Source organism: Pseudomonas trivialis (genome assembly GCF_001439805.1).
In the GTDB taxonomy this organism is placed as follows: Bacteria; Pseudomonadota; Gammaproteobacteria; order Pseudomonadales; family Pseudomonadaceae; genus Aquipseudomonas; species Aquipseudomonas trivialis.
Window position 1 is genome coordinate 110,456 of the sequence record NZ_JYLK01000009.1, and the last position, 20,946, is coordinate 131,401.

Genomic DNA, 20,946 nt, shown 5'->3' on the forward strand with positions numbered 1-20,946 from the left:
CCATGAAATCGTCCGCAAAAAACCTTGATGGGTCATGCTTGACTTAAAAAAATGTTCGTTATAGTGTCCGATCGTCTTTTAAGCGGAACGGATGCCAGAAATGAACGCCCCGGAGAAAACGGATTCTGTCCCTGTAAGAAGTGACAACGGCGCTGTAGGCGAATCGCTGGTTATCGAGCGCTTCTTCAACATCGCGGCTACCTCTCCGGATACGTTGGCTGCAAAGGACTCGGTCTGTGAACTTTCATATGGTCAACTGGCACGTTTAGTCAAACAACTGGCGTGCGGACTCCGTGAACGGGGTGTGATGTCGTCTGACTTCGTCGCTGTCGAAATGACGCCGTCGGTTGATTTGATCGCTGTTTTACTGGCGGTCCAACTCTGCGGCGCCGCCTACGTGCCTTTGGACAAGTCCGCTCCAGTACAAAGAAACACAGCCATCCTTTGCGACTGTAATCCCAGGTTGATCGTCGGAGAGCCTGACAGCTCGCTTAGGGATGAAAAAACGTTCATACCGGCTTCTCAGTTGGTACAACCGGACACTGACGGGTATGCCTTTGCGGCTGTTGGCTCCCATCAACGCGCCTACGTCATCTACACCTCCGGAACCACTGGGCGACCGAAAGGTGTACCGATTACACATGGCAATGTGGCCGCTTTGTTCGAAGGCACCCAGCCCGTTTTTCAATTCAATCACGCAGACATCGTTGTTTTGTATCACTCGTATGCGTTTGATTTCTCTGTCTGGGAAATATCAAGTGCGCTGGGGTTCGGGGGCAAGCTGCTGATACCGACAACCGAAATAAAGTTATCGCCGGATCGGTTTGCGGCATTTATCAAAACCGAACAGGTGACCGTCCTTAACCAGACACCTTCTGCATTTGCAATCAACGCGGAATCGCTGGTGAAACTTCCCGTTGATGAACTGGCGTTGCGATTCATCATATTTGGTGGTGAGAGGCTCAACCCGAGCACACTGCGAAACTGGTTCAGCGTTTTTGGCGATTCCAGGCCGGCCTTGGTCAATATGTATGGCATCACCGAAGTTACCGTACATGCCACGCTGCATATTCTGACCCAGAAAGAGTCCTTAGAGCCTTCTTCCGTGATTGGTAAGCCGTTACCGGGATTTTCGTATCAGGTACTCAAAGAGTCGCCGAACACTGTAGGTGGAGAGTTGATACTGAGTGGTCCTCAGGTTGCGGACGGTTACCTGAACCGGCCCGAGTTGACGGCAGAGAGATTCATAATGCGCGAGGGGTATCACGAACGCTTTTATCGTTCGGGGGATCTAGTCGATGTGGCGGACAACGGCGACCTTATTTATATAGGTCGCGCCGATCAGCAAGTCAAAATTAATGGCTACCGGATAGAGTTGGGCGATATCGAGTCGACGTTTGAGCAGGTGGCGGATGTGCTTGAAGTCTGTGTGCTTCCTTTTAAAGACGCTGAATGGGGCGATTACCTGTTCTGCTGCTTTTCCTCGTCCAGTGACGAAGCCAGTACCGTCAAACAACTCAAGCAACGCGCGAGGAAAACGCTTCCCGGTTACATGCACCCGTTGCGTTACAAGAAAATTCCAGTGTTTCCAAAGACCGTTAATGGAAAAGTTGACAAGCGTGTTATCAAAAATAATCTGGAGGGACTCTGAATGTTGGAAGATACGTTGAAGGCGGATATTACCGCAGACTACACGGCCTGGATTGAAGAGGCACTGGAAAACCCGGTGGCCCAAGACGAAAACTTTCTTGATGTTGGCGGTAATTCAATGATTGCCCTTGAGCTGAATAAGCGTCTTCGTAAAAAGTACGACATTGAAGTTTCAATCGAGAAACTATTCAATAAAAGCATTGCGGACGCCATCAATCATTCGTTGAATCAGTAACAGGGAGATGACCATGGACAAACGTTATTTTCTCACGGAAGAACAACTGGCTTCCTTTGAAAAGAATGGCTTCATCGGACCTTTGACGATTTACACGCCTGAAGATATGCATGCCATCTGGAATGAAGTCAGACGAGCGCTGCCTGACCGAAGCAGCGCAGCGTATCCGGCAGACTCCTTTGGCAGCGGGACCAACATATCCAACTATGATCGACACCTGGATGTCGACAAGCTCGCGGAGCACGTCACGAATTTGAAGATTGTTGCTCCCGTGACCGGCATTCTGGGTCCCGATGTGATCTGCTGGCGCACAGAGTTTTTCCCAAAATACCCAGGCGATGAAGGTACCGATTGGCATCAGGCCGACACGTTTGCCAATGCCAGTGGTAAGCCGCAAATTTTGTGGCCAGGTGAAACCGAGTCTGCTTTTGGGAAAGGTACATTGACTGTCTGGACCGCCTTCACTGATTCGACCATCGAAAACGGATGCCTCGAAATCATGCCAGGCACCCATCTCAAGATGAACTACGACGAAACCAAGCGCATGGAATATGACGGCGACAGCGTCAATACGCTTGAGAAGGAAGGGAAAAAGCGCGGGTTCTTCGGTTATGACTACCGTGAACTTCAAGTCGACCCTGACTGGAAGCCGGACGAGGCGATGGCAGTGCCTCTGGTCATGAAAGCGGGGCAATGCGTGATCTTCTGGTCGACATTAATGCACGCGTCTTATCCCAACACGTCAAAAAAAGATGACCGAATGGGGTTCGCAACGCGCTATGCACCCAGCTTCGTCGATATCTATCCTGACACCGATACCGTTCACGAGTATGGCGGCAAAACATCACTTGAGAAGTTTGGCAGTGTCGTGGTGGCTGGGCAAAGTCTGAATCCAAAAAATGCCATTGCTGAAAAAACACTTCGCGGCAAGCCCTTTAATAAGCTGACTGTCTAATCGAGAACGCCATCATGGAGCAGCACCCTACTTATCTGAGCGATACCTATCATTATCACGCCTCCACATCTGTGTGTGGTGTGGGCACGGATGATAGAGGGCAATGGATTGCGCTTGAGGATAATTTATTTCATCCGCAGGGCGGCGGGCAACCTTCCGATTGCGGTTGGGTAAATGATAAAGCGGTTTCATTTTCGCGCCATCAGGATGGTCTGGTAGTGCTCCATGTGGATACTGATCACGTCTTTAGCGTTGGCGAGCGCGTCGATGTTTCAGTCGATGCCGAGCTCAGGAAACGCCACGCCGCTTTGCACACTGCCGGGCACATGATCAATTGGGTGTTGGGTGAGATGGGGTGGATTGCAAAGTCAGGTCACCATTTTCCGGGTGAGTCGAGGGTTGAGTTTCTCGCCGCACAAGGCGCACTGCCGGTCGATGATGAGCTGAAACAAAAAGTGGAGCAGCGAATTCAGGAGCTGATTCTGTCTGGAAAGGACGTCAAGACCTGGGATGAAGCGGGCGTGAGGTATTGCCTGATCGAGGGTTTCGACGCGATGCAATGTGCAGGCACCCATATCGATAAAACGGCAAGACTCGTCGAGTTTCAAATCAAGTCCCTCAAGTTGAAAAAGGGTGTGTTGAGGGTGAGTTACGACGTCAATCATCAATAAGGGAGGCGGTATCATGAGTGAAGTGAGTGAAAGGCTTCCCCGGTCAACAATTTATCTGATTGATCTTGGACTTCTTGTTGTCGCCATTGCCTGGGGGGCCAGCTACTCGTTAATGCAAATCATCGTTCATGCGGGTGTGGGCGTGCCTTTATTTCTCATGCTCAGGTTTCTGCTGGCGATACCGTTCATGGCATTAGGGGCAAGAAAATCCATTTTCAATATCAAAAAGGGGGAGGTCGTCAGCGGTGTGTTCTTCGGCGCACTGCTGTACGTGATTCTGACTTTCGAGACCCTCGGTGTTAAATACACGACCGCCTCAAACGCTGGATTTCTTATCGTAGTGTCGGTCGTGCTGGTTCCTTTCTTTGAGCGAATTCTGGGAGGACGCAAACAGCACAGCGCCGTCTTCATGGCGGGAGGCATCTCGATTGTCGGTTGTGGATTGCTATGTTTTGGGAAGGGCGGGTTTTCGGGAGCCAATTCAGGCGATGCGCTGATTCTTCTGGCCGCCCTGGTTCGGGGCTATCAGATCTACATGTTTGGCAGGAAAAGCCCAGGGGAAAAGTTTTCGCTCACCAATATCACGCTGATTGAGCTTGTTGTAGTCGCGTCGCTGGCAGCTATCAATGTTCTTGTCTTCGGAGGTTTTGAAGCGTCCCAGTTCGACGGTCTCACTGCAGAACTCTGGGCATACATAGTGTTCTTGAGCGTTTTTGCGACCGCCTTTGCTTTTATCATGCAGCTCTACGCTGCAAAGGTCTCCAGCTCAACACGAGTCGGACTCATCTTATCGCTTGAGCCGTTCTTCGCAGCGCTGTTTGCAGTTCTCATCGTGAAAGACAGTTTCAATATCGTTCAGATGGTGGGCGGCGTCATGATTGTAGCTGCTGCACTGTTAGGGCGATGGGCAGAGGAGAATCGAGATGCTCTGCAAAAACGATCTAATTGATGCGGTGCTCATACCTCATGCGGGCGGCAGTGCGTCGGAGCTGCGTGAGTTCTCTGCAGTCCTTCAGGGGAGGTTCAATGTTACCGTCTACGAATTGCCCGGGCGTGGGCGACGGCGTAGTGAGTTGCCGGTCACTGCGCTGGCTGATGTGTTATCAGACCTGATAAGTGTTATTCCTGAAACTGGCCCTGTCGTCATTATTGGTTATAGTTTTGGCGCGTACCTTGCGTTGTTGGTTGCGCACCACATGAGGATCGCCCAGGCGGAAAGGTCTATCACGCTTGTGCTGTTAGCGAACGAACCAATCCATAAGCGCCGATACTATTTAAGAGGTGTCCCTGAAAAAAAGCGGACTGACTTTCTAAACGATTTTTGCGAACAAATGGGCGGGGTGTCGGACAGTGTGATGGCAGATGACTGGCTGAGAAATCAACTGTTCAGGAAGTTGACCGATGACTTGCTTTTAGCCGATCAGGTGCCTTTCAACTTGCCTTTATTAGGCAATGCACCGGGTCTCATTATTTATGGGCGCGATGACCCATTGGTAACATCAGATATGGATAAATGGCAGGAGCTCTTTGGTGCACCAATAAAGCTGGTCAGTGTATCGGGTGGACATTTCGTTCTTCAGTCTCACTCCCGTCTCGTGTTCAACGAACTGATAGCTTTCTACGAAACATGCGAACTCAGCACGTCAACCGGTAGCATAAGACATGACAACGGTCGCCTGAACGGATAAATTGTGACTTTGATACGAATGATCGGAATCACCAGAAAATGCGTAGAAATCACCTTTATTTAACGTCTCTTTTACGCCGTCGATGTCCAGTGTTAAAATGCCCTCATGAACAAATATATGCTCTTTTGTACCCCGGTTGTGTGCGGGGCTGTTGATAACTACTTCGGGGTCCATGCGGAGATTCCAGATTTCAGATATGTTCCCGAGATTGATCCGAAACAGCATGTCTTGAGAAAGTTTGCCAGTTTTTTCTTTGAATCGCTCAATGCGCGGATAAATGTTTTCCTGACTTAAAAGCAGATCACCCAAGGGTAAGCGCAGAGCGATAGCCACTGAGTCAAGAGTATCAATTCTGGGGTTGGAGTTTCCTGATTCAAGCTGCGAAAGTGCAGCTTTTGAAACCCCGGAAAGTTTTGAAAGTTCACTAAGTGATAACCCTCTTATATTTCGCAGGTTTTTGACTTTGTTACCAATATCCGTGCACGTCTTTTTGAGTCTGTCTTTCTGTTGCATGTTAATGGCTCCATAAAAAATCCAATGATATAGAGGTAAGACGAGTTAGTAAAGTTGAGGGTCTTCTATAGCGGCATCCTCATCTGTTTAGGCTGTAGTCTTTGCGACCTCAGGCCGCAAACGTCTTGATTGGTATTCGTGAAAATAAAGACATGACATTAAGTCAACGTGCACTATCTTTCCACAGAGAGCTGCGGTCCCCACAGCATATCCCTTCTTCAACCTGTCCGGCTTTTCGGATAACTGCCAAGTGAAATGGTGTAGTGGCAACATTGCCATGAATACCCATATGTTCACGCGTGTGCATTATTGAACCCGGTAACGCCTAATGGTCTATAAGGAGGTCGACATGTTAGATCGCCAACAGCTGGAAGCATTTGCGTGTGTCATTGAATATAAAAGCTTTGAGCGTGCAGCCTCAGCGCTTAACATTACTGGCGGTGCTATATCGCAACGCATAAAGTCATTGGAGAACTCGCTTTCAACCATTTTAATTGTTCGTGAGCGCCCCATCCATCCGACGTCAGCTGGGCAAGTCTTGCTTCAGCATGTATCGACACTGCGCTCACTTGAGCATGACGTGCACAAGTTGCTGCGGCATAAAAATAATATGCAGTCAAAAGTGGCTATTGGTGTTCATCCTGACTCGCTCATTACATGGCTTGCGCCTTTGTTGATAGAGCTGATGAAGGCTAAACAGGTTTGCGTCGAAATTATTTCAGATGACCGTTGCTGTAACTTGAATATTCTGAAACGCGGAGACGTTCAAGGATGTGTGTCAGTCATTGCCGAGCCACTTGATGGTTTTGAAGTGCATGCGCTTGGTGCTATGGAATATAAGTGCGTCAGCACACCCGATTTTATGCACCGCCATTTTGCGAAGGGCTTGGGTGTGCATGCACTGCTTGACGCGCCAGCCATCACACGAGGCCGCAATGATACGCGCCATACAGCCTTCCTGCGCAAGCTGCTAGGGGTCTCTATCGAGAGCTTTCCTTGCCATTATCTTCCTTCATTACCCATGGTTCAGGAGGCTGTGTTAGCCGGAATTGGCTATACGTTGATACCCATGGATATCGCTGCTCCTCATATTGCCGATGGGCAGTTAGTGGACTTGATGCCACAACGCAGCCATCTGGAACCCCTCTACTGGCATGGTTGGACGAATCACTCCGTAGTCAACGAGGTTGTCGGTAAGCGGATTATTGATAGCGCGAGCACGTCCCTGAAATCAATATGCGAATGATTTTTTTGCGCCGAAGTCAAGTCTGCTAAGTGAAAGTTATTGAGCTTTAAAAAAACTAACGCGATGCCGGTGTTAATGGCTTGGGCGTAGAATGAAATGATTCAAAATCAGATAAGCGAGGGCGTGCCACTGTGACCATCTGTAGACACCGAGATCATCACACACAGCCCTTGTCACCTGATGCCTTGTTGGAACTCCTCATTGACAGCAAAGAAGAAGTCACCTGGAAGTACGTACTGGCCCCGCGTTTTTCATGCCCGGATGAGTGCGTGGCAGAAGTATTCAACCCGCACCGACCGGGGGGGGCTTATTGCTGTACCGATCGATATGGCAGCCGATTGGGCTGGGCCGTATATTTTCGCTTTCATGAACGTGCAGGTTATGACGGGAGTATGAAGTTAGTTCTGCACAGTGATGAAACCTCCTCGTGCCCTTCTACATTTGATAGTTTGGCTACCGCCTGTGTACGTGAGGGGACGAAACAGGGAGTTCATACAATGATCAGCCTTATTGACAGTAAGATGAGTGCGCACATCGATTGGTACTGCGCCAGTCCTTTTGTGCTCGGAGGTAGGGTCACTGCCAGCGCAGACTCTACATTGAATGTCTTCTATCGGAAGCTCCTCTAGATGATTCGGCCAGCCGTCCCTGCAGACTTACCGTCAATGGTAGAAACGTATAACCAGGCGATCGCCGATAAGGTATTTGCCAACTGCGATGTTCCCCATCGCGATATCAAAAAGTTCGCATTGACCTATTTCGGAGAACATCCGCGCTTTGCCGTGCTGGTTTATCTCTCTAACGCGGGCGACACCATTGCATGGGGTGCGCTCAAGCCGTTTTCCGCCCGGCCTGACGATCAAACAATGGCTGAAGTCGCCGTGTATGTACGACGGGACATGCGAGCCCGTGGCGTGGGTATTCGATTGTTGCGCGCCCTTGAGGACTGCGCGCGGGCAGCGGCTTTCGAGTCTTTGGTCGCAATTATTCTGGGGCCTAATCACGCCAGTGCGCGCGGTTGTATCTCCCAGGGTTTTTCAGAATGCGTACGCATCCCCCAGATTGCGAGACTGGAGAATCATCGGGTCGACATAGTCTGGCTACAGAAAAAAATGGAGAGCACTACCCATGGCATTGATCGTTGATGAGTCGTATCAGCTGGGCAGTTTTCGTGACAACGAAGACTCCTTGCGACGCCTGAAATCACAGGCGGGTATCGCGCTGGACCTGGAGTTCGAACACCTGCGACAAGCAGGGTTGGCTCAAGGGCAACGAGTCCTGGATGTGGGCTGCGGTCCAGGCATCATTACCACGCAGATTGCGCTACGAACCCAGCCGAGCCGGCTTGTGGCGCTTGATTGCAATCAAACCAGCATAACGGAGACGCGCCGGCAACTGGTCAGTGAGGGGTTCGACGAGGCTCAGGTTCGCCAGGCCAATCTCTACGACGATAACCTGGCTGAACCTGAGTCCTTCGACTTCAGCTATGCACGCCTGGTTTTCCAGCATTTGTCCGATCCCTTGCTGGCCCTGCGCAACATTCACCGCAGCCTGTCTATCGCAGGACGCCTGTGCATATGCGATATCGACGACCGGTGGTTCGGGTCGGCACCAAACCCTCCTCAACTGCAGTCCTTCCTGGCACGTGTTGCTCGAGCTCAGGCCGCCCGAGGCGGGGATCGACATGTGGGCAGCAAGCTGGCGAGCTACCTGGAAGAAGCCGGATACGCTGATATTCGGTGCAGCATGCTCTTGGTCTCTACATCATTGATCGGTGCGACGGCGTTCTGTGACTTGGTCTTTGGTTACAAGATGGAAGTGATTCCAGAAAACGAGTTGCAGGAGGCCCAGCGTGAAATGGTGGCCGTCAAGGAATGCATCGAGGGGCCGGGCGGATGGGCAGGCATAGGCGTATTCTTTGTTTCTGGAGAGAAACAGTAACTGAATGGAATCATGGAGCACTTTATGACTGACAAAGCCGAACGCAATGCCGTTGTACGCCAGGCCATCGCCTCGACTGCCCAAGTTGCCTCTAGCGCCATTCTGGAAGGCAATATCACCATCGGTGCGGGCACCGTTATAAGCCACGGCGCGGTCCTGGTTGCGCAAGGAGGTACACTGACCATCGGGGAGGATTGCGTCATCATGGAGCATGCCGTGATTCGCAGCACGTCCCATGATGATTGCCATATCGGAAACCACGTGTTGGTAGGGCCACATAGCCATTTGACCGGTTGCCGTATCGGCGATGAGGTTTTTGTCGCCACTGGCGCATCCGTGTTTAACGGAGCGCGCATCGGCAAGGGCGCGGAGTTGCGCATCAACGCGGTCGTTCACATCAAGACGGTGGTGGAGAGCGGCGCAACGCTGCCGATTGGCTGGATCGCCGTGGGCGATCCCGCTCAATTCTTTTCTCCGGACCAGCACGAGCAAATCTGGAGCGTACAGAAGGAACTGGATTTCCCGGGTTACGTTTTCGGCGTTGATCGGGAGACAGACGGGGTGGTCAAGCAAATTATGGAGCGGTACGCACGCTTCCTGCGCAAGCAGCAGGTGGACGATGAATGATGACTCCGACAGCACCCGCGCACTGACCGTTATTGACGGCCACAGCCACATCGCGTCCACGCACTTCACGCCATTGAGTTTCCTGGAAGGCGTGGCGGAAAATATCGAAGTGAAGCTTCGCGCCAGCGGGTACCCAGTTGCAAAAATAAGGATTGTCGACCAGTTTCTGCGCGAATTATGTGACCACCAGGGGGATGCTCAAGTCGCCGCCATGGACCGAGCGGGCGTCAATCGCTCGGTATTGTTACTGCCAGACTTTTCCTTTGCATTGCCGGATACACCACTGAACATAGAAGAAATGTTCAACGAGCACCGGGACATTCTCCTGCGTCATCCCGGACGCTTTGAGGTGTTTGCCGGCGTCGACCCGCGCTGGGGCAGGGACGGGCTTGAGCTGTTCATTCGAGGTGTCGAGGAGTATGGGTTCAGCGGCTTGAAACTCTATCCGCCCTGTGGATACCAAGCCAATGATCCGCTGCTGACACCGTTCTACGAGTATTGCAACGCCCATCGCCTTCCAGTGCTGCTGCACATCGGGCCCACTTCTCCCGTGCTGTCTTTCGCCCAGGCCCAGGCCATGTGGGTGGACGAGCCTGCACGACGCTACCGTGACACACCGTTTATCCTGGCGCATGGTGCGGTCAATGATCAGGCACAGTGTATTCAGTTGTGCAAATACCGACCCAACGTCTACTTGGATGTGAGTGGCGCTCAACACGCGATCGATGCTCGCGGTAACGCCGCGTCGTTGAAGACATTGTTCGATAGTGAGATCAATCACAAGATCATCTTCGGGACGGACTGGCCAATCAACAATCATGAGGTGATCAACAAACGCCTGCATGCGTTCATTCTCGATCCCGCTCAGGGTATCAGCCATCACGAAGCCAGTTTGATATTTGCCGCAAACATGCAGCGACTGCTTGACAGGAGCCCAATGCACGCGCAATGACGACGGCCTGGAGCGTAGTGCATTACGTCCTTTGGCGTAATGCAGCGCCCGTGTTGATCCGCTCATGCACGCCGGTGGATCGGCTCCTGATCCCGTAGGCGATCGACAAAAAACGTACGAAACGGCGAAGGATGACGCAAGCTGCGTCCGCATTCGATGAGCTGCTCGGCCTGGTCGAACTTGCGTGCTCGGATCGCCGCTTCGATCGTGGTCAACTCCAGGAGATCACGTTGCGCGTTGCTGCCTCCAATGGCACGCACCGCCGGCAGGATATTGCTCAACAATTCATAAGCAGCAGCGTAGTCGCCTTGCTGGAAAGCAACCAACCCTTGGCACACGGTGCGTGTCACAGTGGCAACCTGCGGGACTTTGCCGTAAGTGGCGTCGATACGCCGCAGGATGCGCTGCACCAAGACTTGATGATTAGAGCTGGCCATGGCCATGATCGAATGCACATCATTAAACCAGTACTGAGATTGGTCGATCGACGGCATCCAATGTTGCGCGACTTCCTGCCATAGCTCGCAGACATCCACGCCAGTCAGTGACAAGCGCCATAGCAGGCTGACAGCGTCGAGGTCTTCATACCCGTCGGGATCATTCTTGATTCTGATTTTCTGATGAAAGGTGTGTAGCACGTCCTCCGGGCGCTGCATGTAAAGATTAAACAGCGCGTGATGCCACCATAGGTGAATGCGCATACATGGATTAGTCGCCCAATTGCTCTGGGTATCGTCCAGCCACTTCAGGGTTTGCGCGTAATGCCCACGCTCATACCCGACATGACAGGCTGCATGTATTGCATAGATATCCCGGGGATTGATTGCCAACGCACACTCTGCCGCGATGCTGGCGGTGTCATAGTCACCGTTTTCCACCAGGGCAAAGGCCTCGATACCGCGTACGTAACCATAGTGAGGATGTGACGGCCCCCAGTAGGGTGTGACTGAAACAAGGGTTTCACGCATCCGCTCCGTCCAGCCCATATTGAACTCGAGCATGTGTACGCTGAACAAGGCCACCACATCCCGCGGATGTCGGGTCAGTAACTCACGCCAGCAGCCATGTGCGAGCTCGTAGTCCTGATTGACCCAGTGATTGCAAGCTGCCAGGTGCCCCTGCTCACGTTGATCAAGCTCTTCATGAGCCAGGCTGTCGAGCAGCCCCTTTGCCTGATGAATCTGTCGATCTTCCATACTCGACAGCCTGGCTGCGCACTCGATCAGCCGCGAAACAGGGCAACGCACTTCGCGCTGCTGAAGCAGGGGAAGTGGATCGAACTCCATCCCAAGAATGCCGGTGAGGGCATTCTCCAATTCGTCTGCTTCGGCGGCGTCCTGCACTCGCACAGGTACGCCACGAGGATCAATGAACTCGATCATACAAATTCCTTCCTGTCGGTCTCTGCGTAGCCCATTGAAAATATCCAGGCCTGTTCATCCTCAAGCTGCCAGCTCAGCCAGCCGGGCAGGGGTGATACCGTGGACCAGCGCGGCCGGACTAATCTCACGGTCAAGGCGCTCGTGGATCAGGTTCAGTATTGCGATCAGCAGCATGGAGTTACCGCCAGCGTCGAAGAAATCCGCCTGTTCGTTTTGAGCCGGTTGCTTGAGCACCTCAGCCCAAATGGCGAGGATCGTCGGCAAAGGGTTGGCACCGGTCTGGGTTTGGGATTGCTGGATGGGCATGTTCATGGCGTTCCTCCGGGGAGCGGATGGGTGAGTCGGCTCGGCTATTGTTTGCATTGAACGAGCATGTTGGCTCGCAGATTGGGTGCATCGACCGAGAACAGAAATTTCTCACCCTCAGCGGGCGGAGTCTGTCGGGCGTAGTCGAGATAGTTGATTAATGTATCCGCTGAAAAGCAGTGCCCGCAGCGAGCAACGTTATCCAGATAGAGTTGGCGGCGAGAAAAACCGAGGCGGGTTTCCTTGAGCTGCGTGACGGGACGGAAAATGTTATTGCAAAAAACTTTGCTGACCTCGTTCAAGGGGGTGGCTGCGTCAGCCAATACGTTCTGGAGGATTCGCGCATATAGCTCAGGCTCATCTTTTCCATGGTTGGACGTCATCGGGTCCTGGCTGACACCGAAACCAGCCGAGCATATTTGCAGGCCAGCGACTTCACGCCGGGAAACCATGCAACTGGCAGCCGAATCGCTGAGTAAGGCAAAGTTGTTAAAGCGTATGCATTCGTCGTACACCTTGTCAGCGGTGATGATCAACACATTGTTATACGTTCCACTCAGCACCAGGTGTTGCGCCATCACGATCGCACTCATGAAACTAATGCAATTATTCAATGTGATGCCGATGGGGAATGCTTTTTTTAATTCAAGACTTTTTTGAATTCGAACATTGTAATTAATGTACTCAATCTCGTTTCCCGGAAAGCAGGTAGAGCAGAACATCACGAAATCGACGTCATCTGCGGACACGCCGCTTGCCGCCAATGTCTGACGTGCGGACTTGATGCCCAAGTCAAAGATGTCGCCTTCGGTCTTGAAATAAGAGCCCCAGCCAAACACCGAAGGCTCATCGGGATAGCCATAGCGGCCAAGCATATTTTTGAAGTCGGGGACATCTTGATAGGGCCGTTCAATTTCGCCCAAGACGTAAGAACACGCATCAATAGTTATGTGCATCCGCATCTTCCTTGTCGCAGAACGGGGTCGGAGGTTATCCGACCCAAGCGCTGTCACGCCGGAATAAAAGGCTCGCCCAGCATATTCGTGTCACGGATCCGATTATGCGTGTAGCGGTTTTCGCCCGCGACCACGACGGCCCCGTAGTTTTCCAGGCTGACCTCCCCGCCAAACTCGTGGAGTATGTCCGTATCAGGGTGGATCAACACTTCCGGCGGTACGTAGCGCGCGGAATAACCCAGGCGCATCTTGTCGGTCAGGCCCAGATGGGGCAGCGAAGAATGCAGGACCGTAGACCAGAAGATCACGCACTCGCCGGCTTTCATTTCGAAATAGACGGCTTTTGATTCATCCGGCTTCCAGTCGGGATCGATCTGCAAATCGCGGTAGTCATAACCCCATAACCCGCGACGCACACCGTCTTTGACAACATCATTGTTTTTTTCAGGGTTGAAGATCAGACGCTTTTCTTCGTCGTAATGCATCATGTTGTGGGTGCCGGGCACGATGGCCATGCACGCCGTGTCTTTCATCGTATCAGTGAAAGCGGTCCACGCCGTCAAAGTGCCTCGACGCCCGGAATCATCGGGCCAGACGATATGCGGACGCCCCGCCACGCCAGCAAAGGTGTTTGCCTGATGCCAGTCGGTGCCAGCATCGCCCGGGTACTTGGAGAAAAACTCGGTACGCCAGCAAAGCAAATCCTTGCCCATCAGGCTGCGCACTTTGTGTACGATCTTGGGATGGCACACGTGACTGCCGAGAAAGGGGATATCCAAGTGTCGATCATAGTTGGCCAGATTATTATTGCCAGCGTTGGATAACGTGTTGTCGGCATACACCGCATTGCTGCGATCCAAGGTTTGCAGGCGAACCGTTCGCCACTGTTTTTCCATCTCCTCCGGTTCGTAAACCTTAAAGGGCTTTACATATCCATTCTTGAAGAAAAAAGCTATGTCTTCATCACTAAGCCCGAAGTCTTCTTTTAACTGATTCACGTTAAATCTCCTTGTCTTCCAGGTTGTAAGTTTTTTGTCTGCGTGACCACTCAGCTGAATACGGAAGTTTCATAACGTGACGCTATATTCTGGCGTTGTAGTTTCAAGTTCAAGGTGAGCAAACCATTCTCCGAGGTGAAGGGTTCGGTCGATAAAAAATAGTTGCGTATAGGGACTGTGGCACAGGCGTTATAGTCGTCGATGGTCGTTTCAATCAGTTGATGCGCGCGGGTATCAATCTGCTCGACCACCAACAACAGTCCCAAGTGCGGCCTGCTACCTCCCAGGGCAACGGCATGGAGCACACCTGGCAAACGATTAAAGGCTTGCTCAACGGAGGTGGGATGGATTTTCAGGCCACCGGAGGTAATGATCGTGTCGTTTTTGCGACCCTCGATAAAGAGGTATCCATCATCATCCATACGCCCGATATCGCCAGTGGCAATCAGCGTTTCGTCGCGATAAACAGCGCGCTCCACTTCTGCGGGCTGGCCGATGTATCCACAGGTCAGCCGGCACCGCGAGTTGAGCAATATTTCCCCATCACTTCCCAGCGTCACACTGCCTGGAACCAATGCACGGCCCACCGAGCCAGGTCGATGGTGATGCAGTGTATTGACCGCGATAGGCCCATACTCGGTCATGCCGTAGGCTTCCAGAAGCGGCAGGCCGGCAGTGCGATAGCCATCCAGAACGGCCAGTGGCAACGCAGCCATGCCGCTCCACATCTGCCGAATGTTTGCACCGAATGCCTCGCGCAACGCTCCCTCGCTGCCATCGCACAAACGCCACATCGCCTCGTAAAAAAGGGGAGGAGCCAGGAACAGACTCGGAGACGTTTGCTTAAGTGCCTGCATGACGTGCTGCATGCTGCTCACGGCGATATTGATGCCGGCGTCGATGCACCCGTAGATCAGTAACTTCTGCTGGTAGTTGGACAGCGGCAAAAAAATCAGAAAGCTATCGTCAGTCCTGGCGTCAATGGCTGAGAAAAACCCCCGCGCATTGGCCAGGACTGTCGCGTTATTAACCCTGATCTGCTTTTGTTTACCACTGGTTCCAGAAGAGAAAATGATCGGGCCGGACACCGCGTTCGTTGAACCGTCAACCGCGAGGTTTTGAAAAAATTCCAATCCACAGACCTGTCCCAGGGGGGCCCATGAATCGGTAGGGGCAATGCCGTCGTAAGAGGCGCTGGCAAGCAAGTAGGCGATGCTGGCACGCCCGATGACCGCCAGTGCGTCTTCAGGATTTTTTTCTGGAAGTTGTAAAACCGTACACCCGAGGTGCAGTAAAGCCAGATCGGCAATCAGTGCCGACTTGCCATTCTCTGCAACCAGGACGACCTGCATACCGGCTTCCACGCCATGGGCTTGGAGCTGCTGCGCTACAAGACAAACAGCCTCATAGACCTGCGAGAAGTGCAGACACTCTGTATCAGTGCGGCTATGAAACACCACGGTGTTGCGCCGGTTGTCTTTGAGTTGGGTAATGAGTGTGTCCAGTCTTTCGCTCTTCACGCTGCCCGCTCCTGCAACCGGTTGGTGATTCGAAGCCTACTACCGGTAAACACGCTCGGGGCGTTGCGTTAGGTTTTTGCAGTTGCCTTTAGTTTTGCTAACGCAAGTTGCGTCCCCTTACACGGCCTGGGTATTTTCGGACGTCCTTGATGATCCCTGCCTTGGCCACTCGTTCATCCACGACAGACCCACCGGGAGCTTCATTCATGCTGTCGCGAAACTATCTGTTTTACGCTGTAGTTGCGCTGGCGACGGCTTGTGATCAGGCCGTGCTGACTGGGGTCGTCTGGATGTCGCTGAAGTTATCCGGGTCAACCCTGCCACTGGGCATCGTGCTGTGTTTATCGGTCGCAGTACCGTTTGTGCTGGACCTTGCGAGTCGTGGGCGCGCTGCCGATATTAGTGCGACGTGGCTGGTTGCCTTGCGCATCGTGGCGTTCCTTGTAGCGGCCCTATTTGCATGGTGCGGACTGGCCACGGCGCTGAGCTTTTTTTTGTTAATCGCGCTGATGGTGGGTACGGTCGACTTCCTCACGGCCAGCTCGCTGGAAATCGAAAATACTCGTCGAGTGGTCGCTGGTTGGCTGCCAGCCGATAATGCCGCGCGCTATATGCAAACGGCGATACAAGTCGGCGGTTTCAGTGGCTCGCTGGCGGGAGGCGGGTTGTTGGGCCTGTTCAGCGATTCCACATTCCTGCTATGCGTGGCGTTGTCAGGCGCTGCGCTCAGCCCTGCGCTATTACTGGCACGGATGAAGCGCGGCGTGCCGGTTGCCGCTCAGGGACACGAGCAGCGTCCGACATCTCAAGCCAGCCCCGCGCCTTTCCAAATGCCCTATGCCGCGATGGCGTGCCTGGGCTTGATCGCCCTGCATATCGGCGCATTCAACAGCATGATGCCCATCGTCTATCAACAGGTTAACCATTGGAGTCCCACCAGTTACGGGGTTGCTTCTGGCGTTGCGGGCCTCGGCGCCTTCCTGGCCGCGTTGATTCCACTGAGCAAACATCGACTGGCAATGTTTGCGACGGCTCTGATCGTGGTCGATGCACTGATGGTGCTCGCCCCCCAAGTGCTGCTGTCGATGGTGGGCGCATTTCTGGTGGGTTTTATTACCAATCACCTGCGAATCGTGGTGCGTAGTCAACTGATGCGGGCGGCCAACAATGATGCTCAGGCCGCACTGATTGGCAGTCGCAGCACGTTCTGTGCGTACTCGATGCAGGCCACCGCGCCATTGCTGCTGACCTTTGCCACCACCGCGTCGATCTTCGGGCCCGCCAGTGGGCCTGCATTGATGATCGGCACCGGCGTAGTCAGCGCCACCGGGCTGCTGGGGTTGGCTCAATTACGTCGACAAGCACAGCCCCTTCCGCTGGCCCGCTTATAAATGATCAATGGAGGTAAACAATGAGTTTCGATACCAAAATGGTTGATCGTCACACTGTGCTGGCGCAGGTCAACCACCTCATGAAGGAAGTGGCCCCCCAGAGCGTCCAGGACAATCCAAACCTGTCTTTTCTTGAAGCGGGCATCGACTCGATGAAACTGATGCTGTTGGTCACACGTCTGGAAGACCAGTTCCAAGTCGAGTTCCAGACCGATCATCTTGCTCCCCAGTTTCTCGGCAGCCCGGCGTCCGTCACGGCCCTGCTCCTGGATCACTACCTGACCGTTTAAGCGAAGGATCGCTCCCATGGAAGAACGACCGTTTCCCTATGATGTGCACCTATACGACCGGCGCTTCCTCAATTGCTTCCAGCGACACGCCGTAGTCTTCATGAAGCGCCTAGGTATCGAGGTGGACTGGCTGTTCTACAATGCCTTGCCTACGGCAGGCAGTATTTTCCAGCAAATGGTGGTGGAAAATAAACCTAAGTACGCGCTGCAAAGCCCCTACTTCGCTGAAGAAGACCTGGCGCTGCTTGGGGTGGGGGTTCATGAGCAGCACGCTGAGTCCCTGGATGACCTGCTGCCGGTCATCCACCAGCAGATCCAAGCTAATGGGTGTGCCTTTTTATCGGGTGACGTGTACTACTTCGCCCATTGCCCCGAATACCGCAGCAAGCATGCCCAGCATGTCGTGGTGCTGCGCCAAGCGAATGCAAATGGTACCTGGGACATTGTGGATGACAATGCCGCCAGTGTTCTGTGCGAGTACCGCTACCCGCAAGAAGTCCTCGATCAGTTTTTCCAGAATGACGGTGGTCGGCGCATGTTTTGTCTGGAGTGGACTCCGACGCCTCTGAGCGATATCGAACCCGTGATCCGCCGGCGTCATGAAACGTTTCTGAACAACCGCACCGATGACACTTGGTTCTATCACAACCTTGAACCTGTGCTGGATAACTCATTGGCGTGCGATACGACCAAGTATCGGGCGTTGCATGACGTGTTCACGCTACTGGCGGGTTCACGTCATTGCTTTGCCCGCTACCTCGCCATAACGGCAGCGCCGGACGTCATCCAGGAGCGAGTTGCACGCTTTGCCGAGGAGGCAAGCGTACTCAAAAGCTTAATGGTGATGGCGCAGGTCACCGGCAAGCTGCGCCGCCGTGATGTCCTCGAACGCTGTGCGGCCCTGGCGGGCCTGGAAGCTGATTACCTTAACGACCTGCGTGTGGCGAGTAACTGAAAAGTTTCGCTTCAGTACGTGCAGCCGCTGTGCCCCGTCTACAGGATCCTGCCATGAACTTTCTTATTCAGGCGTCGCTGATCTTCAGCATGCCGTTGTTATTCTGGTTGCCACTGCGGCGCTTCGTACCGCTCGTGCTAGTCCAGATCCTGTGTGGCATATTGATTGGGCCGAGTTTGCTGGGCCGCTTGGCTCCCGAGCTTTACGCCAGCGTATTTCCACCCAATACGGGCGTGGCCCTGTCGAGCCTCTCGGCACTGGCAATCGTCTGCGTGGGCTTTATCGCCGGCATGGAACTGGAACTCGACGAACTCAAGCATCAGGCACGCCGAGTACTGCATGCAGGTTTCCTGAGTTATCTCATTCCTGCGGTGGGGGGCGGATGCTTCGCCTGGTGGGCGGGGCATCAATGGCCGGAGCTGGTGGGGGAGCGCGCCACATCAGGGGTCTTTGCCGTGGCCGGTTCGATTTGCTTCGGGGTAACTGCACTTCCCGTCCTGGCGGCGATTTTGCGCGAGATGAATCTTTCCAGCAGTCGGCTTGGCCACACATCGCTCACCTTGGCCGCCATCAATGACCTGCTATTGTGGAGTTGCCTGACCGCCCTGATGCTGGCAACTTCACAACCAAATGCTGCGCAACACGCCTGGGTTTGGCTGCTTTTGCCGGTACTGCTGGCAGCCGGGTTTATATTTCGTCCGTGGCTACGCAAATGGTTCGAGAGCCTGACTCAAATGAAGGAGCTTTCGACAAGTGCGCTAAGCATTGTGTTGGTTGGGCTTTTCCTTTCAGCCAGCGTCAGCGAAATGCTGGGGATGCATGCGGTGATCGGCTCTTTCATTTTCGGCATGCTCTTGCCAAAGGCACTGCGTCAGCACTTCACCAAGCTGACCGCCCCCTTCAGTAACGCGGTGCTACTGCCCTTCTTCTTTGTATCGGCAGGGCTCAGCCTCGACATCAGCGCCAGCCCTGCGTGGATGTTCTTCATGCTTAGCGTGGTGGTGGGCAGCGGCCTTAAAATCATCAGTACAGCCATCCCCGTGCACGCGTGGGGATGGAGTTGGCGCGAAGCCTTGCAACTGGGGGCGCTTATGCAGAGCAAGGGGCTGATGGAGATAGTTGTCCTTCGCGCGCTTTACGACGCAGGGATTATTTCGCAAAGCTGCCTAACGGCACTCCTGTTGATGGCGCTGGTCTGCACTGCACTGGCGATGCCTCTGACACGCGGATTGGCGCCGCAGGTCCACCGGAAATACCTGATGGAGTGAGCCTCTGCACACGGGAATGCGGAGCCTTCCCGTGTGCAGAGGCTTGGCATGAGCAGCGCTGGCAAGCACACGATTTGGCGACTTCTGGATATGCTCTACCACTGAGTTGCTTGAGCGTTTCCAGTAACGAAAGTGCCTGATCGGTGAGGGGGATTGTGTTCGGCCGGCGCTTTTTCATGCGCTCTGGCGGAATGGTCCAAATGCGCGTGTCGAAGTCGATATCTGCCCATCGTGTGGTGGCTGCTTCGGCAGGGCGGGTCATCGTGTGTAACTGCCATTCGATCAGGCAGCGGGTCGTGCGTTTGATGCTGGCATTCGCGATTTCCATCATGAGCTCGGGAAGCTCCTCAGGTGGTAGCGCAGCCATGTTCTCTTTTTTAGGTTTCTTGAACACCGCCCGAATTCCATTAAGGGGGTTCGCAAAAATCAGCCCGGAGTTGACCCCGTAGGTCCCGGGATACCACCTGGGATACCAAAGCGACTGGAACCCAGAAACCCTCCAAAGATCCCATAAGCTCTGAAGCCCTTGTATTTACTGGATTTCAGGCACAAAAAAAGACGTCCGTGGACGTCTTTAGATGATGAAGTGGTGGAGCCGGGGGGATTTGAACCCCCGTCCGCCAGTACTCCGCTGTCGGTACTACATGCGTAGCCGTTTCTATTAAGTTAACCCTCAGCGACCCGAAGGGCAGGGTGCTTTGGGCGAGTTGTGTAAGTTTTAGCCGCTTCGTCCACAACGTACTGCACGGCGATTCTGTTCTATATGACAATCACTTTGGGTTTACAGACATCCCCTGGTGATTGCTGGACCCGAAGGTACCAGAAGCTCAGGGCTAAGGCTGCTTACGCAGCGAGAGCGAATTCCTGGCCGTAGTTTTCGTCATTGGCAACTATAAGAAGTTGCAACAGTGGATTTACGAGTTCTGTTACCAACTCGGCATGCACCTAAAGTTTCGCGACCGGCGTCGAATCCTAAACGGCCCCGTGCTTGTAACTCGTTGTTTCTTAGTGAGTGACAAGCCTGTGCAGTGTACGTCAAATCGTCACGGAAGGCCAACCCGAAGGTTGGCCCTCTCGCTTACTGACCGCCTTTTTCGCTGTTTTGCAGGTCCTGCAGGGCCTTGGAGCTGATCTCGATGCACTTCTTGTCATCGCCCGCTGCATGAGCAGCCTTGGCCTGGGAGAAGGCGGTGTTGATTTCGCCGCTTTTGCCGCTGGTGTCGGTGGCGAGCAGGGCTTTGCCGTTGTTGATTTTGTCGAGGTTGATCTGGCACAGGTCTTTGTCATTACTCGCGGCGAACACAGGGGACGCCAGCATCGCAGCGGTAACAAACAAGCCAGCAAGAGCGGAACGCTTCATCGGGTATCTCCTTGCGCAAAAGGGCTCGACGCTGCTGGCGTT

At 53.5% G+C, this 20,946-nt stretch carries 22 protein-coding genes, 1 other RNA gene and 1 pseudogene; 15 read left to right on the plus strand and 9 right to left on the minus strand.

Features of this window, described 5'->3' with window-relative positions:
* Positions 1–100 precede the first annotated feature (100 nt).
* From TU79_RS15000 to TU79_RS15025, 6 genes are read left to right on the plus strand one after another with little or no spacing between them, the layout of a single operon-like run.
* Complete coding sequence (locus tag TU79_RS15000) at positions 101–1,651, plus strand: amino acid adenylation domain-containing protein (protein ID WP_057008705.1); 1,551 nt, start codon at positions 101–103, stop codon at positions 1,649–1,651.
* The gene (locus TU79_RS15005; RefSeq protein WP_057008706.1) at positions 1,652–1,885 is read left to right on the plus strand and encodes an acyl carrier protein; all 234 of its coding nucleotides are present in this window, start codon (positions 1,652–1,654) and stop codon (positions 1,883–1,885) included.
* Positions 1,886–1,898: 13 nt separating this feature from the next.
* Complete coding sequence (locus tag TU79_RS15010; protein ID WP_057008707.1) at positions 1,899–2,840, plus strand: chlorinating enzyme; 942 nt, start codon at positions 1,899–1,901, stop codon at positions 2,838–2,840.
* A 14-nt stretch (positions 2,841–2,854) separates the two neighbouring features.
* Positions 2,855–3,511, plus strand: a complete 657-nt coding sequence (locus tag TU79_RS15015; protein WP_069665332.1) for an alanyl-tRNA editing protein — start codon at positions 2,855–2,857, stop codon at positions 3,509–3,511.
* A 13-nt stretch (positions 3,512–3,524) separates the two neighbouring features.
* Positions 3,525–4,460 carry a DMT family transporter gene (locus tag TU79_RS15020; RefSeq protein WP_057008709.1) on the plus strand — a complete coding sequence of 312 codons (936 nt, stop codon included), beginning with the start codon at positions 3,525–3,527 and terminating at the stop codon, positions 4,458–4,460.
* Positions 4,435–5,199: a thioesterase II family protein gene (locus tag TU79_RS15025; RefSeq protein ID WP_057008710.1), complete on the plus strand. Its 765-nt coding sequence runs from the start codon at positions 4,435–4,437 to the stop codon at positions 5,197–5,199. The genes TU79_RS15020 and TU79_RS15025 overlap by 26 nt, the downstream gene beginning before the upstream one ends.
* On the opposite strand, the gene TU79_RS25335 is transcribed toward TU79_RS15025, so the two are convergent.
* On the minus strand, positions 5,155–5,712 hold the full coding sequence (locus tag TU79_RS25335) for a helix-turn-helix domain-containing protein (RefSeq protein ID WP_082638505.1): 558 nt from the start codon (positions 5,710–5,712) through the stop codon (positions 5,155–5,157). The two genes, TU79_RS15025 and TU79_RS25335, sit on opposite strands and share 45 nt — an antisense overlap.
* Positions 5,713–6,061: 349 nt before the next feature.
* Between TU79_RS25335 and argP the strand changes: the two genes are divergently transcribed.
* The 5 genes from argP (at position 6,062) to TU79_RS15050 (ending at position 10,478) form a co-directional block, all read left to right on the plus strand.
* Positions 6,062–6,958, plus strand: a complete 897-nt coding sequence (gene argP / locus TU79_RS15030) for an HTH-type transcriptional regulator ArgP (RefSeq protein WP_069665333.1) — start codon at positions 6,062–6,064, stop codon at positions 6,956–6,958.
* A gap of 629 nt (positions 6,959–7,587) precedes the next feature.
* Positions 7,588–8,103: a GNAT family N-acetyltransferase gene (locus TU79_RS15035; protein WP_057008712.1), complete on the plus strand. Its 516-nt coding sequence runs from the start codon at positions 7,588–7,590 to the stop codon at positions 8,101–8,103.
* A complete protein-coding gene (locus TU79_RS15040) occupies positions 8,087–8,899 on the plus strand; it encodes a class I SAM-dependent methyltransferase (protein WP_069665331.1) in 813 nt (270 codons plus the stop codon). The genes TU79_RS15035 and TU79_RS15040 overlap by 17 nt, the downstream gene beginning before the upstream one ends.
* A gap of 24 nt (positions 8,900–8,923) precedes the next feature.
* Positions 8,924–9,526: a gamma carbonic anhydrase family protein gene (locus TU79_RS15045; RefSeq protein WP_057008769.1), complete on the plus strand. Its 603-nt coding sequence runs from the start codon at positions 8,924–8,926 to the stop codon at positions 9,524–9,526.
* Entirely contained in the window at positions 9,519–10,478 is a 960-nt protein-coding gene (locus TU79_RS15050) for an amidohydrolase family protein (RefSeq protein ID WP_057008714.1), read from the plus strand. The genes TU79_RS15045 and TU79_RS15050 overlap by 8 nt, the downstream gene beginning before the upstream one ends.
* A 62-nt stretch (positions 10,479–10,540) precedes the next feature.
* Here the strand turns inward: TU79_RS15050 and TU79_RS15055 are convergent, their stop codons facing one another.
* Genes TU79_RS15055 through TU79_RS15075 form a run of 5 tightly spaced genes read right to left on the minus strand, consistent with a single transcriptional unit; the run spans position 10,541 to position 15,640 of the window.
* Positions 10,541–11,860 carry a tetratricopeptide repeat protein gene (locus tag TU79_RS15055; protein WP_057008715.1) on the minus strand — a complete coding sequence of 440 codons (1,320 nt, stop codon included), beginning with the start codon at positions 11,858–11,860 and terminating at the stop codon, positions 10,541–10,543.
* A gap of 60 nt (positions 11,861–11,920) precedes the next feature.
* The gene (locus TU79_RS15060; RefSeq protein ID WP_057008716.1) at positions 11,921–12,172 is read right to left on the minus strand and encodes an acyl carrier protein; all 252 of its coding nucleotides are present in this window, start codon (positions 12,170–12,172) and stop codon (positions 11,921–11,923) included.
* A gap of 38 nt (positions 12,173–12,210) precedes the next feature.
* A complete protein-coding gene (locus tag TU79_RS15065) occupies positions 12,211–13,122 on the minus strand; it encodes a beta-ketoacyl-[acyl-carrier-protein] synthase family protein (RefSeq protein ID WP_057008717.1) in 912 nt (303 codons plus the stop codon).
* 53 nt (positions 13,123–13,175) lie between these two features.
* The gene (locus tag TU79_RS15070; protein WP_057008718.1) at positions 13,176–14,120 is read right to left on the minus strand and encodes a chlorinating enzyme; all 945 of its coding nucleotides are present in this window, start codon (positions 14,118–14,120) and stop codon (positions 13,176–13,178) included.
* Between the two features lie 50 nt (positions 14,121–14,170).
* The gene (locus TU79_RS15075; protein WP_057008719.1) at positions 14,171–15,640 is read right to left on the minus strand and encodes an AMP-binding protein; all 1,470 of its coding nucleotides are present in this window, start codon (positions 15,638–15,640) and stop codon (positions 14,171–14,173) included.
* A 206-nt stretch (positions 15,641–15,846) separates the two neighbouring features.
* On the opposite strand from TU79_RS15075, the gene TU79_RS15080 reads away from it, so the two are divergent.
* Genes TU79_RS15080 through TU79_RS15095 form a run of 4 tightly spaced genes read left to right on the plus strand, consistent with a single transcriptional unit; the run spans position 15,847 to position 19,544 of the window.
* Positions 15,847–17,031 carry a hypothetical protein gene (locus tag TU79_RS15080; RefSeq protein ID WP_057008720.1) on the plus strand — a complete coding sequence of 395 codons (1,185 nt, stop codon included), beginning with the start codon at positions 15,847–15,849 and terminating at the stop codon, positions 17,029–17,031.
* A 20-nt stretch (positions 17,032–17,051) separates the two neighbouring features.
* A complete protein-coding gene (locus tag TU79_RS15085; RefSeq protein WP_057008721.1) occupies positions 17,052–17,321 on the plus strand; it encodes an acyl carrier protein in 270 nt (89 codons plus the stop codon).
* A gap of 16 nt (positions 17,322–17,337) precedes the next feature.
* Positions 17,338–18,276 carry a hypothetical protein gene (locus TU79_RS15090; protein ID WP_057008722.1) on the plus strand — a complete coding sequence of 313 codons (939 nt, stop codon included), beginning with the start codon at positions 17,338–17,340 and terminating at the stop codon, positions 18,274–18,276.
* Between the two features lie 53 nt (positions 18,277–18,329).
* On the plus strand, positions 18,330–19,544 hold the full coding sequence (locus tag TU79_RS15095; protein WP_057008723.1) for a cation:proton antiporter: 1,215 nt from the start codon (positions 18,330–18,332) through the stop codon (positions 19,542–19,544).
* Positions 19,545–19,641: 97 nt separating this feature from the next.
* Here TU79_RS15095 and TU79_RS25340 read toward each other — a convergent pair.
* The 3 genes and pseudogenes from TU79_RS25340 to TU79_RS15100 all read right to left on the minus strand — a co-directional run.
* Positions 19,642–19,995: pseudogene (locus TU79_RS25340) on the minus strand (tyrosine-type recombinase/integrase); the annotation flags it as partial.
* Positions 19,996–20,131: 136 nt separating this feature from the next.
* Positions 20,132–20,528, minus strand: a transfer-messenger RNA (tmRNA) gene (ssrA, locus tag TU79_RS25345).
* A 94-nt stretch (positions 20,529–20,622) separates the two neighbouring features.
* Positions 20,623–20,904: a hypothetical protein gene (locus tag TU79_RS15100; protein WP_057008724.1), complete on the minus strand. Its 282-nt coding sequence runs from the start codon at positions 20,902–20,904 to the stop codon at positions 20,623–20,625.
* Positions 20,905–20,946 lie beyond the last annotated feature (42 nt).

Coding starts and splice junctions, on each gene's coding strand:
- TU79_RS15000 (WP_057008705.1), top strand. CDS start 101: ATGAACGCCCCGGAGAAAACGGATTCTGTCCCTGTAAGAAGTGACAAC.
- TU79_RS15005 (WP_057008706.1), top strand. CDS start 1,652: ATGTTGGAAGATACGTTGAAGGCGGATATTACCGCAGACTACACGGCC.
- TU79_RS15010 (WP_057008707.1), top strand. CDS start 1,899: ATGGACAAACGTTATTTTCTCACGGAAGAACAACTGGCTTCCTTTGAA.
- TU79_RS15015 (WP_069665332.1), top strand. CDS start 2,855: ATGGAGCAGCACCCTACTTATCTGAGCGATACCTATCATTATCACGCC.
- TU79_RS15020 (WP_057008709.1), top strand. CDS start 3,525: ATGAGTGAAGTGAGTGAAAGGCTTCCCCGGTCAACAATTTATCTGATT.
- TU79_RS15025 (WP_057008710.1), top strand. CDS start 4,435: ATGCTCTGCAAAAACGATCTAATTGATGCGGTGCTCATACCTCATGCG.
- TU79_RS25335 (WP_082638505.1), bottom strand. CDS start 5,712: ATGCAACAGAAAGACAGACTCAAAAAGACGTGCACGGATATTGGTAAC.
- argP (WP_069665333.1), top strand. CDS start 6,062: ATGTTAGATCGCCAACAGCTGGAAGCATTTGCGTGTGTCATTGAATAT.
- TU79_RS15035 (WP_057008712.1), top strand. CDS start 7,588: ATGATTCGGCCAGCCGTCCCTGCAGACTTACCGTCAATGGTAGAAACG.
- TU79_RS15040 (WP_069665331.1), top strand. CDS start 8,087: ATGGCATTGATCGTTGATGAGTCGTATCAGCTGGGCAGTTTTCGTGAC.
- TU79_RS15045 (WP_057008769.1), top strand. CDS start 8,924: ATGACTGACAAAGCCGAACGCAATGCCGTTGTACGCCAGGCCATCGCC.
- TU79_RS15050 (WP_057008714.1), top strand. CDS start 9,519: ATGAATGATGACTCCGACAGCACCCGCGCACTGACCGTTATTGACGGC.
- TU79_RS15055 (WP_057008715.1), bottom strand. CDS start 11,860: ATGATCGAGTTCATTGATCCTCGTGGCGTACCTGTGCGAGTGCAGGAC.
- TU79_RS15060 (WP_057008716.1), bottom strand. CDS start 12,172: ATGAACATGCCCATCCAGCAATCCCAAACCCAGACCGGTGCCAACCCT.
- TU79_RS15065 (WP_057008717.1), bottom strand. CDS start 13,122: ATGCACATAACTATTGATGCGTGTTCTTACGTCTTGGGCGAAATTGAA.
- TU79_RS15080 (WP_057008720.1), top strand. CDS start 15,847: ATGCTGTCGCGAAACTATCTGTTTTACGCTGTAGTTGCGCTGGCGACG.
- TU79_RS15085 (WP_057008721.1), top strand. CDS start 17,052: ATGAGTTTCGATACCAAAATGGTTGATCGTCACACTGTGCTGGCGCAG.
- TU79_RS15090 (WP_057008722.1), top strand. CDS start 17,338: ATGGAAGAACGACCGTTTCCCTATGATGTGCACCTATACGACCGGCGC.
- TU79_RS15095 (WP_057008723.1), top strand. CDS start 18,330: ATGAACTTTCTTATTCAGGCGTCGCTGATCTTCAGCATGCCGTTGTTA.
- TU79_RS15100 (WP_057008724.1), bottom strand. CDS start 20,904: ATGAAGCGTTCCGCTCTTGCTGGCTTGTTTGTTACCGCTGCGATGCTG.